This window comes from Vibrio sp. 14G-20, from assembly GCF_026241515.1.
Taxonomy (GTDB): Bacteria; Pseudomonadota; Gammaproteobacteria; order Enterobacterales; family Vibrionaceae; genus Vibrio.
Genome location: NZ_JAPHPW010000008.1, coordinates 1 through 16,726, shown reverse-complemented (window position 1 = coordinate 16,726; position 16,726 = coordinate 1). Strand labels below are relative to the sequence as shown.

Genomic DNA, 16,726 nt, shown 5'->3' with positions numbered 1-16,726 from the left:
TATGGCCTCTTAATAGAGGCCATTTTTACAGGATTTGACTATGTCTTTATGCCCGTGCGGTAGCAAAAATACTTACCAACAATGCTGCGAATCAGCGCACCTGAATCACAGTTCAGTTGAAACACCTGAGCAATTGATGCGCTCACGTTATTCAGCGCACGTGTTGGGGTTAGTTGATTATGTTATTGCGACTTACCACCCTAGCTGTAATGCAGAAGCTCAAAGAGAAGGTATTGCAGAATCTATCGATAGTGACTGGGCGGGCTTAGAAGTCATTGATACCGCAGCTGGCTCACACGAAAACGAAGGCTTTGTCGAGTTTAAAGCCTACTTCAATGAAGACGGCGCACAATACTGCATGCAAGAGCGCTCGCGTTTCGTTCGTGAAGATGGCCTTTGGTTCTATATCGATGGTGAGTTCCCAGAGCAAGAAAACAAACATGAAGAGCTAACAGAGCCAGAGATTGACCCTCGCCTAAACCAAACCGTAGAGAGCTTCAAGATAGGCCGCAATGACCCGTGTATTTGTGGTAGTGGTAAGAAGTATAAAAAATGTTGCGGGTAATACTGACACTTAAGAGAGCTGAGTGCTAAAGAGATTCCTGACGTCGCTTAGGCTCCTCGGAATGACGGGGCTCAGTACTTTTTAAGTAGATTAATATATTAGATAATTTAAAAGCCCCGTAAACATTCTTGTTTACGGGGCTTTTATCTATCTTTTACGTGGTTCAATGAATTTAAAGAGAGATTACTTGTGACGCTCTTTAAGTTTATTCACTACGTCGTTCATCGATAGGCCTTGGTCTTGAAGAAGAACCATTAAGTGGTAAATCAAATCTGCTGATTCACACACTAACTCCGCCTTATCGCCCGACGTCGCCGCAAGCGCGACTTCAACGCCTTCTTCGCCCACTTTTTGCGAAATACGCTTGGTGCCACGGGCATATAGACTGGCAGTATAAGAAGACTCAGGATCTGCGTCCTTGCGGGCAGCCAGTAGCTGCTCAAGTTGATGAAGCCACACCATCTGGGTCTCTTCTTGCGGATCAACATCCCAACATGTGGTGTTACCCAAGTGGCACGTTGGACCAATTGGGTTCACTTTTACCAACAAGGTGTCATTGTCACAATCAAGTGACATGTTCACCAGTCGCAGAACATTGCCTGAGGTCTCACCTTTCGTCCACAAACGCTCTTTAGTACGCGAGAAAAAAGTTACTTGACCCGTTTCGCCGGTTTTCTCAAGTGCTGCAGGATTCATGTATCCCATCATCAACACTTGGCTCGATTGGTAATCTTGAACAATAGCTGGCACTAAACCATCTACTTTTTCCCAGTTAATACGCTCTGATAATGCGCCTACTGCTGCTTTTGATAAGCTTGCGGTTTCAAAACTCATAGTCGCACCTCTACATCTTGTTGTTTTAAATACTGTTTAAGTTCACCAATATTGATGACTTGTTTGTGAAATACCGAAGCCGCTAGTGCTCCGTCCACGTTGGTCTTTTTGTAGGCTTCAGCAAAGTGCTCCATCGCGCCTGCGCCACCAGAGGCAATCAAAGGCACGTTACACACTTCGCGAACCATGTTGAGTTGCTCGATATCGTAGCCGTTACGAACGCCATCTTGGTTCATCATGTTTAATACAATCTCACCGGCGCCACGCTTCTGTACTTCCTGCACCCAATCTTTGGTTTCCCATTTGGTCGCTTTAGTACGCGCTTCATCACCAGTAAATTGGTAAACCTGATACTTGCCTGTCTCTTTGTCGAAGTATGAGTCGATACCAACAACGATACACTGAACGCCGAATTTATCAGCAAGGTCAGTGATCAATTGAGGGTTAGCCAGTGCAGGCGAGTTGATCGATACTTTATCCGCACCAAACTCAAGAATGCGCGCTGCATCTTCTGCTGATTTAATGCCACCAGCGACACAGAAAGGAATATCAATCACTTCTGCGACACGCTTGACCCAGCTCTTGTCGACGACACGGCCATCGCTCGATGCCGTGATATCGTAAAATACCAATTCATCAGCGCCCTCTTCCGCGTAGCGCTGTGCTAACGGAACGATATCGCCAATGATTTCGTGGTTACGGAACTGAACGCCCTTTACCACTTGTCCGTCACGGACATCCAAACAAGGGATTATTCGCTTTGCCAACATGCAAATGCCTCCTCTGCGGTAAACTTGCCATCAAGTAACGCGCGACCAACAATCACACCAGCCACACCGCTGCCTTTTAGAGCTTCGATATCCGCAAGGCTGCCGATGCCGCCCGATGATTGGAATTGAACCTGTGGGTACTGCTTACAAAGATCAACGTAAAGCTCTACGTTTGATCCTTCTAGCGTGCCATCACGTGAAATGTCGGTACATAGAACGTGTTTAAGACCCACTGTTAGGTAGTCTTCAATCAGCGCTTCAATCGTCACGCCTGAATCTTCTTGCCAACCTGAAATCGCCACTTTACGTGTGCCGTTTTCGTCGATGTTGATGTCCAGAGCCAGTACAATTTTCTCAGCGCCGTATTTTTCCATCCAACCTTTAACAAGTTCAGGTTGCTTAACCGCCGTTGAGCCTACAACAACGCGCTGCGCGCCAGCTTCAAGTAGGTCGACCACATCTTGCTCATTACGCACACCACCGCCAATTTGAATATTGGCAGGTGTACTAGCTAGTAGCTTTGCGATTAGGTCAAGTTGACGAGCAGTTGTGTCTTTTGCACCCGTTAAGTCAACAAGGTGAAGCCAACCTGCGCCAGCTTGGTGATACAGGTTAAACTGCTCTGCAGGGTCTACTTTATATTCTGTTACTTGCCCGTAATCACCTTGGAATAAGCGAACTACTTGGCCTTCAATTAAATCTAATGCGGGAATAATCATTTACATTCCTTATATGGCAACGTTAGCCGCTGCCTAATCCTTATTACAATTCCAAGAAGTTCTGAATCAGCTTAGAGCCGGCTTTTGAAGAACGCTCTGGGTGGAACTGAACACCATAATAGTTGCCACTTTGCACTGCCGCTGTGAACGGATTACCGTAATCACATTGTGCGATTGTGTAGTCACCCACTGGCATTGCGAAGCTGTGAACGAAGTAGAAATACTCGCCTTCTTCAATGTCTTTAAACAAAGGGTGATTAGGTGTCGAGGTTACTGTGTTCCAACCCATGTGTGGTAGGGGTAAATCGCCCGTTTCAAGTAAACGCACTTCACCATCACACAAGCCTAGACATTCAACTAGCTCATCAGCCTTTTGGCCTTTCTCTTGAGACAGTTTGCCTAACAGCTGCATACCTAAACAAATACCCAGCAGAGGCTTCTCTACTTTCTTCACAAGAGAGACAAGGTCGCGCTCTTGTAGGTTCTTCATTGCCTCACTTGCTGTACCTACCCCCGGTAGGAAAAGCTTATCAGCGGCAAGGACGACTTCTGGTTCTTTTGAAATCTCAACTGCGTAACCCAAACGTTCGATGGCAAATTTCACCGAAGAAACGTTGGCACACCCAGTATCAATAATGACGACTTTTTGATCTTTCATTGTTTTTCCCTGCTAACGTTAGCCTTACAAGACGCCTTTGCTGCTTGGTAACTCATTACCTTCAACTTTGATTGCTTGGCGAAGAGTACGGCCAAACGCTTTAAACAGGCTCTCAATGATGTGGTGATCATTATTGCCATCAGAAGAAAGGTGTAGCGTACAAGCCAGTGTATCAGTTAGAGAGCGGAAGAAGTGAACCACCATCTCGGTTGAAAGATCACCCACTTGCTCACGGCTGAATTTCGCATCGAACTTCAGGTATGGTCGACCAGAAAGGTCTAACGCACACTGAGCCAAACACTCATCCATTGGCAGGCTAAAACCAAAACGGCCAATACCGCGTTTGTCGCCTAGCGCATCTTTCAGAGCTTGACCTAAAGCAAGTGCTGTATCTTCTACTGTGTGGTGATCATCAATGTGTAGGTCGCCTTTCACAGTTAGATTCATTTGGAAACCACCGTGTGTCGCGATTTGATCAAGCATGTGGTCGAAGAAACCCATACCTGTATCGATCTTATTACCGCCGGTTTCATCAAGGTTTACGGCTACCTTAATGTCGGTTTCCTTGGTGGTACGAACCACTTCAGCAACACGAGCGTTAACCGTCAGATCTTTAACGATTTGTGGCCAGTTAAGCGTGCCTTCCGTTTCTGCATCCGGGCCATATTGAATACCGCGGATTGCCATGTTCTCGGCTAGTTGCAGGTCAGTTACTCGATCGCCAATTACAACAGAGTGTTGGAAGTCGACTTTGCCGCCCTGTAGATATTCTTTAACCATGCCTAGTTTAGGCTTACGGCAAGAACAGTTGTCTTCGTCAAAGTGAGGACAAATAAGCACGTCATCAAACTTAACGCCTTGAGATTCGAAGAACTCCATCATCATATTGTGTGGCGCATCAAAATCTTCTTGTGGGTAGCTGTCGGTACCTAGGCCGTCTTGGTTAGTTACCATTACTAGACGGTAGCCAGCATCTTGCAGTGCAAGTAAGCTAGGAATCACTAGCGGTTCAAATTTTAGCTTGTCTAAACGGTCTACTTGAAAGTCGACTGGCGGCTCAACAATTAAGGTGCCATCGCGGTCTATAAAAAGTATTTTCTGTTGTTTACTCACTTGAACTTCCTTTTAATTTTAAATCTGGTGGCCTAGCTAAAATCAAACGCTAACCCAAAATATTGGTTTCATTTGTCAGCCTACGATTAATCAACTCAAGACTGACAAATGTTATTACTGGTAAGCCTTTCGTTACTGAAAAAAGTTACGAATGAATCCAAGTGTCTTTTCGCACTCTTCGCGGTTACCAATACTAATGCGAACACAGTCTTCGATTGGCGAGTTACGTAAAATAATGCCACTGTCCCATGCCGCTTTAAATAACTCGTCACCGTTAGGGAATTTAACCAATAGGTAGTTACCCCAACCATCAAAAACCGTCACTTGAGGCAAGCCCAATAAACCGGCTTGTAGATAAGCACGGTTAGCACTTAAATCCAGAACCTGAAACTTAGCTCTCGCAAGGCCTTGTTCTGAAAGTGCTTGAACGGCGATATCAGCCACAGGGATTGGCACTGGGTATGGTGCAATCACTTTCAACAATACATCGATAAGCTCTTGGTTCGCTAGCGTAAAGCCACAGCGTAAACCGGCTAATGCAAAAGCTTTAGACAAGGTACGAAGAATCGCTAGATTCGGGTACTGTGCAAGCAAATCAACAGTTGATGCTTCAGGGCAGAAATCGATGTACGCTTCATCCATCACCACAATCGCTTTGTCTTGAGTCATCTCAAGCAACTTGATGATGTCTTTACGATTAACCAAATTACCAGTTGGGTTATTTGGGCTACAAACAAACACCACTTTCACGTTGTCTAGTTGCGCTTCAATCGCAGGAAGATCCAGTTGCCATTCAGAAGTTAGAGGCACAACTTTACGCTCAACACCGATCGTCTCTGCACTGATAGCGTACATACCGTAAGTAGGTGGGCAGTAAAGAATAGCGTCTTCGTTCGGCTCACAGAAAGCACGAATCAATAACTCGATACCTTCATCAGCACCACGAGTCGTCAGTGTTTGCTCTGGTTTCACACCTGCATATTGTGCGTAAGCGTCAATCAACTCTTTAGGCTGACATTCGCTGTAGCGATTAAGACGAGACAGGTTTAAGTTGTACTCGTTATCAAACGGAGATTCGTTGGCGTTTAGCCATACATCGCCCGTGCCACCAATGCGTCTTGCAGACAAGTAAGGTGTTAGAGCCTGAACTTGTTTTCTTGCTAACTTTTCCATGCCCTACCCTTATTTCGCTTTATTTAACTTTTCAACTCGGATAGTCACAGCGCGTTTGTGTGCATCCAAGCCTTCGGCTTCTGCCATTGTTACTACAGTCGGCGCTAGGCCTTTCAAACCATCGGCTGTTAGCTCTTGTACCGTCATGCGCTTAGAGAAGTCAGCCAAACCTAGGCTTGAATACGTCTTCGTGTAACCGTAAGTCGGTAATACGTGGTTTGTACCAGACGCATAATCACCTGCAGATTCCGGAGACCAGTCACCGAGGAAGATTGAACCCGCATTATCTAGCAATGGCAGCAGTTCGCGTGGGTTCTTGGTTTGAACAATCAAGTGTTCAGGACCGTAGAAATTCGAAATCGCAATTGCTTGAGTGATCGATTCTGCAATGATAATTAGGCTTGATGCTAATGCTTGCTGAGCAATCGTAGCGCGAGACAACTCTTTCAACTGCTTTTGCACGGCTTCGGTTACTTGGTCTGCCACAATTGGAGATGGTGTTACCAATACCACTTGTGAATCAGGACCGTGCTCGGCTTGGCTTAGTAAGTCTGCCGCAATGAAATCCGCGTCTGCGGTTTCATCAGCAATCACCAACACTTCAGACGGGCCAGCAGGCATATCAATCGCCGCGCCGCGGAAATCGTTACTTACTTGGCGTTTAGCTTCCGTTACGTAAGCGTTACCTGGGCCAAAGATTTTATCGACCTTCGCAACACTCTCTGTACCGTAAGCCATTGCTGCAACCGCTTGACCACCGCCTACATTGTAAACCTCATCGATTTTACAAAGCTTAGCGACATACAAGATTTCATCGGCAATTGGCGGAGGCGAACAAAGCACAACCTTGCGACAACCAGCAATCTGAGCAGGAACACCCAACATAAGAACCGTTGATGGAAGTGGTGCGCTGCCGCCAGGGATGTACAAACCCACCGTATTAATAGCGCGAGTCACTTGCTCACAAACCACACCTGGTTGAGTTTCAACCTTAATTGATTGAGGTTTTTGAGCTTCATGGAACTTAGCGATATTACGATAAGCTTGCTCAAGCGCTTGCTTCATCTCTGGTGTTAGACGAGCACACGCCTCTTCGATTTCATTTGAACTGACTCGAATCGATTCTGGAGTTACACCATCAAACTTTGCAGTCAGCTCTTTAAGCGCGGCATCGCCTTCATTTCGTACTTTTGCAATAACATCAGAAACAGTCGCTGTGATGTTTGCACCTTCAGTAATAGCTGGACGCTCTAATACCGAGTCTTGCTGTGATTCACTTAAAGATTGCCAAACAACGGTTCTCATCGTCACTACCCCATCATTTTTTCGATTGGTAATACTAGAATCGAGCTTGCACCCAACTCTTTAAGCTGTTCCATTGTTTCCCAGAACAAGTTCTCTGTACTTACTAGGTGAACGGCAACTTTGTCTTTGTCTGTCGATAGTGGAAGCACCGTTGGATCTTCAGCACCAGGCAGTAGTGCTTTGATTTGCTCTAGTTGAGAGGTTGGCGCGTGAAGCATGATGTACTTCGACTCTTTCGCTTGTTGGACACCCTGCATACGAGTCAGTAGTTTTTCAATCAGTGCGGTTTTATCTGCGTCGAAGTCACCAACACGTTGAATCAGTGTTGCTTTCGATTGGAAGATAGCTTCTGCTTCTTTTAGGCCGTTAGCTTCTAGCGTTGCACCTGTCGAAACTAAATCAGCGATAGCGTCTGCAAGGCCAGCACGAGGCGCTACTTCAACCGAACCCGTTAGCATACAAGTGCTGAATTCAACACCCTGCTCGTCCATGTAGGCTTTAAGTAGTTGTGGGTAGGTTGTCGCAATACGTTTGCCCGCTAAGTCTTGTGGGCCGTTGTATTCTTCGTCTTTGTTGATAGCGATAGAAAGGCGGCAACCACCGAAGTCTAAACGACGTAGTGTGTGGAACTCTGAAGGCTCTTTAAGAGCAACACGGTCTAGACGAACTTCTTCTAGCTCATTTTCACCGATGAAACCAAGGTCAACTACACCATCCATGATAAGACCTGGGATGTCGTCATCACGAACTAATAACAAGTCGATTGGCATATTTAGTGAGTGAACCACTAGGCGCTCACCCATGATGTTAAATTTAACACCACATTTTTTAAGTAGGTCTTGGCACTCTTTACTTAAGCGACCTTTCTTTTGAATTGCGATTCTTAGGCGTTGTGTCTGCATTGCTGTATCCCTGTGCAAATATTTGAATTTATTGATTATTTAAAAGCGCTAAAACTAAAAAACCCTCGGGGACTTTGTCATCCCGAGGGTTTAAATCTAAATTCTTTTGACTTAACCTCCGGGAGTAATCTTGCTCCCGGGTATACGTAAATCTCCCCGAAAGACTAGATAGGGTGATGATGGTGATGAATGTTCATTACTAATTTACGCATACTTATCAGCTCTTAGGTTGTTTGCTGTCTTGTCTCCACACTAACTAAGCTGACATCCTTTTTCAACCATTTATTCGAACTTTTTTCACGAAACTTAAAATTAAATTAACAGGCACAAAAAAGGGAGGCAAACGCCTCCCTGATAGTTTACTGATTAACTTTCAGTTTTAGCTTTTGCACGTCGCCATTTTGCAGCGAGAGAAGTAAGCCAATGCAAAACATACAGCAACAAACGTTAGAGACGCTGCGCCAAATGCGATGCCAATTGAAGATGTCATACCTAGAGTGATGAAACCAATGCACGATACGAACGCTACAGACAACGCGTATGGAAGCTGAGTCGATACGTGGTCGATGTGGTTACAACGAGCACCAGTAGAAGACAGAATCGTCGTATCTGAGATTGGAGAACAATGGTCACCAAATACTGCACCCGCTAGAACCGCACTTAGCATAGGAAGAATCAGTGCGATATCCGATGCTGCAGCCATATCACCGGCGATTGGTAGCATGATGCCGAATGTACCCCAAGATGTACCTGTAGAGAACGCCATAACGCCCGCTAGAAGGAACAACATAACCGGTAGCCAGTGGTAATCAATGCTGCCTGTTACTAGAGACGATAGGTAAGAACCCGTTTTCATGTCGCCGATTACAGAACCGATAGTCCATGCAAACACAAGAATCAGAATCGCACCAAACATAGAGCTAGCACCGATCCACATTGTTCTTGCGATATCAGCCATAGATAGCTTTTGCTTGAATACTGTCGCTAGTGCTACTAGTAAGCCGATAACACCACCGTAAACAAGAGACTTACCTACATCCGTGTTTTCGAATGCACCTAAAAGGTTGAATGCTTGGCCATCAGCAGCCAGCGCTTGGCCGCCTGTGTAAAGCATTGCAGCCACTGTCGCTACAATTAGCGATACGATTGGCATAACAAGATCAGAAACTGAACCGTTTTCGCTCTCTTCGATATCTAGCTCTTCGTTTAGATCGTGAGCTTGCTTTTGGTCGTTGTCGCCTTCAAAGCCACGGCCTTGAGATGCTTCGATTTCATGCTCACGCATCTTACCAACATCTAGACCGAACCATGCCACTGCGAACACCATTAGTAATGCGAATACAGCGTAGAAGTTCATTGGAATAAGACGAACGTAAGCACCCAGTGCTGAATATTCAGTTACACCGTGTGTTACTAAGATGCCACCAATAATAGTAATGATGTAAGCACCCCAGCTAGAAGCCGGCATGATCACACACATTGGAGCAGCAGTAGAATCGAGAATATAAGCAAGCTTAGCGCGAGATACGTAGAAACGGTCTGTTACAGGGCGAGAGATAGCACCTACCGCTAAGCTGTTGAAGTAGTCATCAACAAAGATGAATACACCTAGGAAAGCAGCAAGTAGTTTGGAACCACGTTTGCTTTTAACGCGAGACTGAGCCCACTCAGCGAATGCACGAGTGCCGCCAGACAGTGTTAATAGTGCAGTTGTCATTCCAAGAATAATTAGGAATGCGATGATGCTCATGTTCCAAGTGTTGATGCCACCATCTTCGATGAAAACACCAGATGCTTTAGTAAACACGTAGCTCGCTGCGTTACCTACTGAATAGTCAGCAAGTAAGATAGCACCCATAATGATACCGACACCCAAAGAAACCAATACACGGCGGGTAACAATAGCAAGACTTAAAGCCACAAGGGGCGGAAGCAAAGATAAAGGCGATGTTGCAAAATCTATTAAATTCATGATCTTCAAAAACCAGTTTTTTATTTGGCTAGAGATCTACTGCAGACAAACTTGATACGGCTGTTCAAGTTCATGTTGAACTAAGCGAAAGGGAAGTGAACACTTCACCCAACCCTACAGTAGCGCTCCATAGTTTAAAATTAAGACTATGGCAGTGTTGTACCTATTGAGCACAACCCCAGCAAATTGCTTAGATATACAATTTACTTCGGCAATTACACCTTTCATTCCCGTTCATTGGCATCACCCCAACGGAAGTTACTTTTTATAATTGCACCTCTACGTGCGATAACATTATTAACCGTGTAAACCAGAGTTTAACAACAAATTAACCAAAGCATCGCATCAGGTAGCCGCAATTGTACTCATCAAGAGCAACAATGCAACATATCATTCCGAGAAAAATAGCTTTCTGTTAATGAACTAATCAATAGAAGAATAGTCTACACAAGTTAATTACTCCACCAGTCACATATCAGTTTTTTAGATAATCTTAATAATTATTATAAATTCGATAGAAATGTGCCTTTGAAATTTCAACTATTCATCTCACTTTTATATTTAAATATGTAATAGAAGAAATACTATTTGTTTTATTCCTAAGCTCTGTTTATTATTAGGATGATTATTTAGTTTACCTTGATGGAAAATATCATGTCTGAATTAACAAAAACTCTATTAAATATCCGTAGCCTTCGCGCATTCTCACGTGAATTAACTCTTGAGCAACTAGAAGAAGCGCTAGACAAGCTAACTATTGTTGTACAAGAGCGTCAAGAGTCTGAAGCTGAAGAACGTGCAGCTAAAGCAGAACAAGAAGCTAAGCTTTCTGCTATCGCTGAACAAATTGCAAAAGATGGAATTGATGTTGCAGATCTTATTGCAGCTCTTTCTGGCGAAGCAAAATCTAAAACAACTAAAGCTAAACGCGCTCCTCGCCCAGCGAAATACAAATATGTAGACGCAAACGGCGACGAGAAAACTTGGACAGGTCAAGGCCGTACGCCTTCAGCTATCCAAGAACAGCTAGATGCTGGTAAATCTCTAGAAGAATTTGCTATCTAAGTTAAGCGTTCAGTTTACTGAGTGGGTAATCAATTACACACTTAGCAATAGAATTAATATTTAAGTCGACCAAAGTATTATTTACGGCTTCAATATATTCAGAAACAAAAAAGGCTCCTTTCGGAGCCTTTTTTATATTTTGTTACCCTTTAATGTTCTTTATAAACATAGATGCGCATTTGATAAACTCGTACGCATCGGATAAACAAAGTCTCTTATCTTTCCCAGTACGCTTCTTCTAGGCTATCTTCTCTTTCAGGAAGACCACGAGATAAACGTGGAGAGTGTTGAACTAACACTTCGTAGCTAGCACGGTTTGAATATTTACAAACTTGTGAGAAAGAAGAATAGGTCAAAAATGAATGTTGGTGCTTACTTGAGTTTGGCACGTTTTCTTTGTGGTACTTATTCGCAGCCATATCATGTAATAAAGCCGATAAAGCAGCATCACCTGCGCCGTTAGTATTTTTGATTTTTTCTGGACCACCCATGTATGGCGCAATATGCGAATACACTTTAGTTGGGTTTTCACATAACTCTTTATGTGCAGGACGGCTAAATTCGAAACGGTTAAATTCAGCAATTGAACCTGGAAGTAGAGGCAGTGATGTTTCACGCTTCGCTGCGTCTTCCGTGTAACCCGCCATGAATAGGCCAACAGGGCCCGCCGTACATAGAACTAAGTCCACCCACTCTAGCGCTTTATCTGAAGCAGCCAGCGGATCGCTTTCACCGGTTAGGGCTTCCGCTTCGTCTTCGTTCATTGCAACAACCGTTACGTGCTGCTCTAAGAAGTCTTTCCAGAACTCTGGATCGTCTTGAATAACGAACTTAGTACCTAGTGTTAAAACAACTGGCACATCATATTTCTTCGCGTATTCGATCGCTTTCATTGTTGCTTCAGGCATAGGATCGCCTGGCTTACAACGAACTAAATAAGCGGTTAATACTAAAGCAGAAGCACTTTTGAAGATCTTTTCAGGAATGCTTTCTGGTTTTAGTTGGTTCATTTGTCCTTCGCTAATTGCGAAAGTACGTTCACCGTCTTCTGTAATTAATGCAAAGCAGCGACCAATTGCGCCATCTACCCCTTGTAAATGATTCAGATCCATTCTGCTTGATGTATTACATAAATAGCGGTAACCATAGCTACCAATCTTAATATCTTGGCTCATTACACCTAATAGTGTTGAACGGTCATCCGCCAATACTGAATAGTTGTGTAATGTATTACCAATTGTGCCACCAGCGTATTCATTGGTAATCAGGCACTGTTCTTTTAATTCTTGATATAAAGATTCAGCGGCTTCGTCACCAATAACCAGTGAATGTCCCTTACTTAAACCGTACTTCTCAATAAGTTCAGAACTCACTTTTGCTTCAATATCCACCAAAGTTTGGTCAATACCGATAATATGAGTGCGTGACATTCTTTTACTGCTTTGAGCTTGGCTCACTAGAGGATCACGTGCGTGAACCGGAAAATAGTGCTTTGATTTACGTTGTCCAGGGAATTTCATAGGGCTAGTCTAAGTCAAGGGGAAATAGGTGGCGGATTCTACCGCGCTATATTTAACGCGGCAATCTTTCAAACTATAGCAAACGTTTGCTAGGGTATTTTTTTATTCGCCTTCCATAAAGCTTAAATCAGGCAGCATGCCCAAATGCTCAGCGTAACGCTTTTGATTAAACTCAGCGCCGTTTTTCATCACGTCAAATACTTCAATAGCCAATGCACATGCCATTGCAGCAATCGCCTCTTCACGAGGAGTGCCTGTCATCATTAAACGCATTAGCGTCTCTTTTACTTTTACAGGTTCGCCATCTTCAAGCTGATTTTCAATAATCTCGATCAGCTCTTCTTCTTGCATAAATTCATTTTGTTCAGACATTTTTTTATCTCAGGTCTTGGATTTCGAGCGACTATGCCACATATACTTCTGACATCCTAGCGACTCACCTCGCTCTCATGCGATTCTCTAACAAAGTCAGCGCACTATTTGTGCAAATGAAACTGTGATTCCGGTCTCGGATCTGTCACGGCGTTTCTCTTTCTGTTAGAATCTGCGACCAAGTAATAGTAACGGTGTTTAGACATGTCAGATATCAGCTCTGGAAACAGCGAAAAGAAAGTAATTGTCGGTATGTCCGGCGGTGTAGATTCGTCAGTATCGGCGTATCTTCTTCAGCAACAAGGCTATCAGGTAGAAGGCCTTTTCATGAAAAACTGGGAAGAAGACGATAACGAAGAATACTGCACGGCAGCTGAAGATCTTGCTGATGCTCAAGCGGTATGTGACAAACTAGGTATCCACCTTCACACCATTAACTTTGCTGCAGAATACTGGGACAACGTCTTTGAATACTTCCTTGAAGAATACAAAGCAGGCCGTACGCCTAACCCAGATATCCTTTGTAACAAAGAAATCAAATTCAAAGCATTCTTAGAGTTTGCTGATGAAGTACTAGACGCAGACTACATCGCAATGGGTCACTACGTTCGTCGTACTTTCCCAACTCAAGAAGAGCTAGATGCTGGCGTTAAACCAGAAATGCTACGTGGTCTAGACAGCAACAAAGACCAGAGCTATTTCCTATACACGTTAAGCTCAGATCAAGTAGCACGCAGCCTATTCCCTGTTGGTGAACTAGAGAAGCCTGAAGTGCGACGCATTGCTGAAGAGCAAAACTTGATCACTGCGAAGAAAAAAGACTCTACAGGTATCTGCTTTATTGGTGAGCGTAAATTCACTGAGTTCCTAGGCAAATACCTACCAGCACAACCAGGTAACATTGAGACGCCAGAAGGCCAAGTGATTGGTCAACACCAAGGCTTGATGTACCACACACTAGGTCAACGTAAAGGCCTACATATCGGCGGCACTAAAGGTGGCGGCGGTAATGAAGAACCATGGTTTGTTGGTGAAAAAGACCTTAAGCGTAATGTACTTATCGCCGTACAAGGTAAAGACCACCCTCTTTTGAAATCAGAAGGTTTGATCGCATCTCAACTTCATTGGGTAAATCGCACACCAATTACTGAAGTTATGACATGCACGGTAAAAACACGTTACCGTCAAACAGATATTCCTTGTACAATCATCCCAATTGATGATGAGAACATTAAGGTTATTTTTGATGAGCCACAAATCGCGGTGACCCCAGGTCAATCTGCAGTGTTCTACCAAGGCGAAGTATGTCTTGGTGGTGGTATCATCGAAAAGCGCATCTAATCAATCAAACGACAAACGATAGAAGACAACTAGGAGTTACTACGTGGCTAATACACTTTATGACCGTACTATTGCTTTCGCCGGAATTTGCCAAGCTGTGGCTTTGGTTCAACAAGTAGCGAAAGACGGCCATTGTGATAAAGATGCCTTCGAAGCTTCACTCAGTGCCATTTTAAATACCAACCCAGCGAATACCGTGGGTGTGTTTGGACGTGAAGCGAACCTAAAGCTTGGCCTTGAGTGCTTAGTAAAAGGTATCGATAGTACTCCAGCAGGTAGCGATATCACTCGTTACATCATCAGCTTGATGGCGCTTGAGCGTAAGCTATCTTCTCGCAACGACTCTATGTCACAGCTTGGCGATCGTATTCAAACTGCAGAGCGTCAAACTGAGCACTTCGATCTGTTTGACGAGCAAATGATCAGCAACCTTGCGAGCATCTACTTAGATGTAGTGAGCCCTATTGGCCCTCGTATTCAGGTTTCTGGTACGCCAGCAGTACTTCAACAGACATCGAGCCAACACAAGGTTCGTGCTCTGCTGCTATCAGGAATTCGAAGCGCCGTGTTATGGCGTCAAGTTGGCGGCAAACGTCGCCACCTTATCTTCGGTCGCAAAAAAATGATCGAGCAGGCTCAAATCCTGCTAGCTCGCATGTAATTTATTAGCTCGCGCCTCGTCGCGAGCTTGTTTTTTGTACCAATGCAATTATCACGCAAACGATTGCGCAATATGCGTGACAATTGAGATTGTTACTGGTATAAACCTCTCAAAATTTAGAAAATTCAATTCAGGAGAACACCATGGAACTGTCAGCATTGACTGCTGTTTCACCAGTAGACGGCCGTTACGGAAGCAAGACTGTTGCATTACGCAGCATCTTTAGTGAGTTTGGCCTACTAAAGTACCGCTCTATCGTTGAAGTTCGTTGGTTACAAAAGCTTGCAGCTACAGATGCAATCAAAGAAGTACCAGCGTTCAGTGCAGAAGCTAACCAGTTTCTTGATGAACTAGCTGCTAACTTCAGTGAAGAAGATGCTCTACGTATCAAAGAGATCGAGCGCACGACTAACCACGACGTTAAAGCGGTTGAGTACTTCTTGAAAGAGAAAGTTGCTGGCGTTCCTGAACTTCACGCTGTAAACGAATTTATTCACTTTGCATGTACTTCTGAAGACATCAACAACACCTCTCACGCGCTTATGCTTAAAGAAGCTCGTGACACAGTAATTCTTCCAGAAATCCGTAACGTAATTAATGCTATCAAAGCACTTGCGAACGAGTACCGTGATATTCCATTACTGTCTCGTACACACGGTCAGCCAGCTTCTCCTTCTACTATGGGTAAAGAGATGGCTAACGTTGCGTACCGTATGGAACGTCAATACAAGCAAATCGAAAACGTTGAGATCCTAGCGAAAATCAACGGTGCTGTAGGTAACTACAACGCACACCTTTCGGCATACCCAGAAGTTAACTGGCACGAATTCAGCGAAGAGTTCATCACTGAATCTCTTGGCGTAACTTGGAACCCGTATACAACTCAAATCGAACCTCACGATTACATCGCTGAGCTATTCGACGCTGTTGCTCGTTTCAATACGATTCTTCTAGACTTCGACCGTGACGTTTGGGGCTACATCGCTCTTGGTCACTTCAAGCAGAAGACTATTGCTGGCGAAATCGGCTCTTCTACAATGCCGCATAAAGTTAACCCAATTGACTTCGAAAACTCTGAAGGCAACCTTGGTCTAGCGAACGCAGTATTCAGCCACCTTGCACAAAAGCTTCCAGTTTCTCGCTGGCAGCGTGACCTTACTGACTCTACGGTTCTTCGTAACCTAGGTGTTGGTGTTGGCTACGCAATCATTGCATACACTTCGACTCTGAAAGGTATTAGCAAGCTTGAAGTTAACCGTGAAGCGCTACTTGCTGAGCTAGACAAAAACTGGGAAGTATTGGCTGAACCAGTACAAACAGTAATGCGACGTTACGGCATCGAGAAGCCATACGAGAAGCTAAAAGAGCTAACTCGTGGTAAACGTGTAGATGGCGAAGGCATGCGTGCATTCATCGACGGTCTTGAAATCCCTGCAGACGAGAAAGTTCGCCTGAAAGAGATGACACCAGCGAACTACATCGGTCAAGCAATCGAGCTGACTGACAAGCTGTAAGATTCGAAAAACGAATAAACAAAGGCTTCCCACGTGGAAGCCTTTTTGTTGGGTAGAACAAATGTTTCGAACACTAGTCCCTAAGTAAAATAACAGTCGTCAATCAAATCTGACTTCTCCTACTCACCTCCCCCATTCAAATACTGCAAATCACATTAGACAAACATTCTTAAACGCCAAGATCAAAAATGTATGGTCCGCCCCGTTATTGCAACTACAATTGAGTAATAACGGAGTTGGTT

16 protein-coding genes, 1 riboswitch and 1 other annotated feature are annotated in these 16,726 nt (G+C 44.3%); of the genes, 5 read left to right on the top strand and 11 right to left on the bottom strand.

The features are described 5' to 3' along the window. Positions 1 to 40: 40 nt before the first annotated feature. Positions 41 to 565: a YchJ family protein gene (locus OQJ75_RS08980; RefSeq protein WP_265972645.1), complete on the top strand. Its 525-nt coding sequence runs from the start codon at positions 41 to 43 to the stop codon at positions 563 to 565. A 183-nt stretch (positions 566 to 748) separates the two neighbouring features. Here the strand turns inward: OQJ75_RS08980 and hisIE are convergent, their stop codons facing one another. From hisIE to OQJ75_RS08935, 9 genes are all read right to left on the bottom strand, one after another. Further along, positions 749 to 1,399: a bifunctional phosphoribosyl-AMP cyclohydrolase/phosphoribosyl-ATP diphosphatase HisIE gene (gene hisIE / locus OQJ75_RS08975; protein ID WP_176681629.1), complete on the bottom strand. Its 651-nt coding sequence runs from the start codon at positions 1,397 to 1,399 to the stop codon at positions 749 to 751. Next, positions 1,396 to 2,169 carry an imidazole glycerol phosphate synthase subunit HisF gene (gene hisF / locus OQJ75_RS08970; protein ID WP_017630683.1) on the bottom strand — a complete coding sequence of 258 codons (774 nt, stop codon included), beginning with the start codon at positions 2,167 to 2,169 and terminating at the stop codon, positions 1,396 to 1,398. The genes hisIE and hisF overlap by 4 nt, the downstream gene beginning before the upstream one ends. After that, on the bottom strand, positions 2,151 to 2,888 hold the full coding sequence (hisA, locus tag OQJ75_RS08965) for a 1-(5-phosphoribosyl)-5-[(5-phosphoribosylamino)methylideneamino]imidazole-4-carboxamide isomerase (RefSeq protein WP_017073339.1): 738 nt from the start codon (positions 2,886 to 2,888) through the stop codon (positions 2,151 to 2,153). Before hisA ends, hisF begins: the two co-directional genes overlap by 19 nt. 43 nt (positions 2,889 to 2,931) lie before the next feature. Then, entirely contained in the window at positions 2,932 to 3,546 is a 615-nt protein-coding gene (hisH, locus tag OQJ75_RS08960) for an imidazole glycerol phosphate synthase subunit HisH (RefSeq protein ID WP_017630681.1), read from the bottom strand. A gap of 24 nt (positions 3,547 to 3,570) precedes the next feature. Then, positions 3,571 to 4,659: a bifunctional histidinol-phosphatase/imidazoleglycerol-phosphate dehydratase HisB gene (hisB, locus tag OQJ75_RS08955; protein WP_176681632.1), complete on the bottom strand. Its 1,089-nt coding sequence runs from the start codon at positions 4,657 to 4,659 to the stop codon at positions 3,571 to 3,573. A gap of 132 nt (positions 4,660 to 4,791) precedes the next feature. Then, a complete protein-coding gene (hisC, locus tag OQJ75_RS08950; RefSeq protein WP_265972637.1) occupies positions 4,792 to 5,832 on the bottom strand; it encodes a histidinol-phosphate transaminase in 1,041 nt (346 codons plus the stop codon). A 9-nt stretch (positions 5,833 to 5,841) separates the two neighbouring features. Next, positions 5,842 to 7,143, bottom strand: a complete 1,302-nt coding sequence (hisD, locus tag OQJ75_RS08945) for a histidinol dehydrogenase (protein WP_265972636.1) — start codon at positions 7,141 to 7,143, stop codon at positions 5,842 to 5,844. After that, on the bottom strand, positions 7,143 to 8,039 hold the full coding sequence (hisG, locus tag OQJ75_RS08940; protein ID WP_265972634.1) for an ATP phosphoribosyltransferase: 897 nt from the start codon (positions 8,037 to 8,039) through the stop codon (positions 7,143 to 7,145). The genes hisD and hisG overlap by 1 nt, the downstream gene beginning before the upstream one ends. A gap of 53 nt (positions 8,040 to 8,092) precedes the next feature. Continuing rightward, positions 8,093 to 8,228 (bottom strand) — a sequence feature (His leader region). A gap of 190 nt (positions 8,229 to 8,418) precedes the next feature. Next, the gene (locus tag OQJ75_RS08935; protein ID WP_026084180.1) at positions 8,419 to 10,011 is read right to left on the bottom strand and encodes a Na+/H+ antiporter NhaC family protein; all 1,593 of its coding nucleotides are present in this window, start codon (positions 10,009 to 10,011) and stop codon (positions 8,419 to 8,421) included. Positions 10,012 to 10,123: 112 nt separating this feature from the next. Then, a riboswitch (Lysine riboswitch) is annotated at positions 10,124 to 10,301 on the bottom strand. A gap of 364 nt (positions 10,302 to 10,665) precedes the next feature. Between OQJ75_RS08935 and OQJ75_RS08930 the strand changes: the two genes are divergently transcribed. Then, positions 10,666 to 11,076 (top strand): H-NS family nucleoid-associated regulatory protein, encoded by a 411-nt coding sequence (locus OQJ75_RS08930; protein WP_017060262.1) that lies wholly within the window; start codon positions 10,666 to 10,668, stop codon positions 11,074 to 11,076. A 215-nt stretch (positions 11,077 to 11,291) separates the two neighbouring features. Here OQJ75_RS08930 and OQJ75_RS08925 read toward each other — a convergent pair whose 3' ends face one another. Both OQJ75_RS08925 and OQJ75_RS08920 read right to left on the bottom strand, forming a co-directional pair. Then, on the bottom strand, positions 11,292 to 12,596 hold the full coding sequence (locus tag OQJ75_RS08925) for an inosine/guanosine kinase (RefSeq protein WP_017631378.1): 1,305 nt from the start codon (positions 12,594 to 12,596) through the stop codon (positions 11,292 to 11,294). Between the two features lie 102 nt (positions 12,597 to 12,698). Further along, positions 12,699 to 12,968: a hypothetical protein gene (locus tag OQJ75_RS08920; RefSeq protein WP_010439986.1), complete on the bottom strand. Its 270-nt coding sequence runs from the start codon at positions 12,966 to 12,968 to the stop codon at positions 12,699 to 12,701. 204 nt (positions 12,969 to 13,172) lie between these two features. On the opposite strand from OQJ75_RS08920, the gene mnmA reads away from it, so the two are divergent. The 3 genes from mnmA (at position 13,173) to purB (ending at position 16,484) form a co-directional block, all read left to right on the top strand. Then, positions 13,173 to 14,309 carry a tRNA 2-thiouridine(34) synthase MnmA gene (mnmA, locus tag OQJ75_RS08915; RefSeq protein ID WP_265972619.1) on the top strand — a complete coding sequence of 379 codons (1,137 nt, stop codon included), beginning with the start codon at positions 13,173 to 13,175 and terminating at the stop codon, positions 14,307 to 14,309. Positions 14,310 to 14,352: 43 nt separating this feature from the next. After that, complete coding sequence (gene hflD / locus OQJ75_RS08910; protein WP_009848813.1) at positions 14,353 to 14,970, top strand: high frequency lysogenization protein HflD; 618 nt, start codon at positions 14,353 to 14,355, stop codon at positions 14,968 to 14,970. Positions 14,971 to 15,113: 143 nt separating this feature from the next. Further along, positions 15,114 to 16,484, top strand: a complete 1,371-nt coding sequence (purB, locus tag OQJ75_RS08905) for an adenylosuccinate lyase (RefSeq protein WP_265972612.1) — start codon at positions 15,114 to 15,116, stop codon at positions 16,482 to 16,484. The last annotated feature ends 242 nt before the right edge of the window (positions 16,485 to 16,726 follow it).

Bases quoted from the DNA above. Each gene is read 5' to 3' on its own strand.
- OQJ75_RS08980 (WP_265972645.1), top strand. From the start codon at position 41: ATGTCTTTATGCCCGTGCGGTAGCAAAAATACTTACCAACAATGCTGC.
- OQJ75_RS08935 (WP_026084180.1), bottom strand. From the start codon at position 10,011: ATGAATTTAATAGATTTTGCAACATCGCCTTTATCTTTGCTTCCGCCC.
- OQJ75_RS08925 (WP_017631378.1), bottom strand. From the start codon at position 12,596: ATGAAATTCCCTGGACAACGTAAATCAAAGCACTATTTTCCGGTTCAC.
- OQJ75_RS08920 (WP_010439986.1), bottom strand. From the start codon at position 12,968: ATGTCTGAACAAAATGAATTTATGCAAGAAGAAGAGCTGATCGAGATT.
- purB (WP_265972612.1), top strand. From the start codon at position 15,114: ATGGAACTGTCAGCATTGACTGCTGTTTCACCAGTAGACGGCCGTTAC.
- hisG (WP_265972634.1), bottom strand. From the start codon at position 8,039: ATGCAGACACAACGCCTAAGAATCGCAATTCAAAAGAAAGGTCGCTTA.
- hisF (WP_017630683.1), bottom strand. From the start codon at position 2,169: ATGTTGGCAAAGCGAATAATCCCTTGTTTGGATGTCCGTGACGGACAA.
- mnmA (WP_265972619.1), top strand. From the start codon at position 13,173: ATGTCAGATATCAGCTCTGGAAACAGCGAAAAGAAAGTAATTGTCGGT.
- hisA (WP_017073339.1), bottom strand. From the start codon at position 2,888: ATGATTATTCCCGCATTAGATTTAATTGAAGGCCAAGTAGTTCGCTTA.
- hisC (WP_265972637.1), bottom strand. From the start codon at position 5,832: ATGGAAAAGTTAGCAAGAAAACAAGTTCAGGCTCTAACACCTTACTTG.
- OQJ75_RS08930 (WP_017060262.1), top strand. From the start codon at position 10,666: ATGTCTGAATTAACAAAAACTCTATTAAATATCCGTAGCCTTCGCGCA.
- hisIE (WP_176681629.1), bottom strand. From the start codon at position 1,399: ATGAGTTTTGAAACCGCAAGCTTATCAAAAGCAGCAGTAGGCGCATTA.
- hisH (WP_017630681.1), bottom strand. From the start codon at position 3,546: ATGAAAGATCAAAAAGTCGTCATTATTGATACTGGGTGTGCCAACGTT.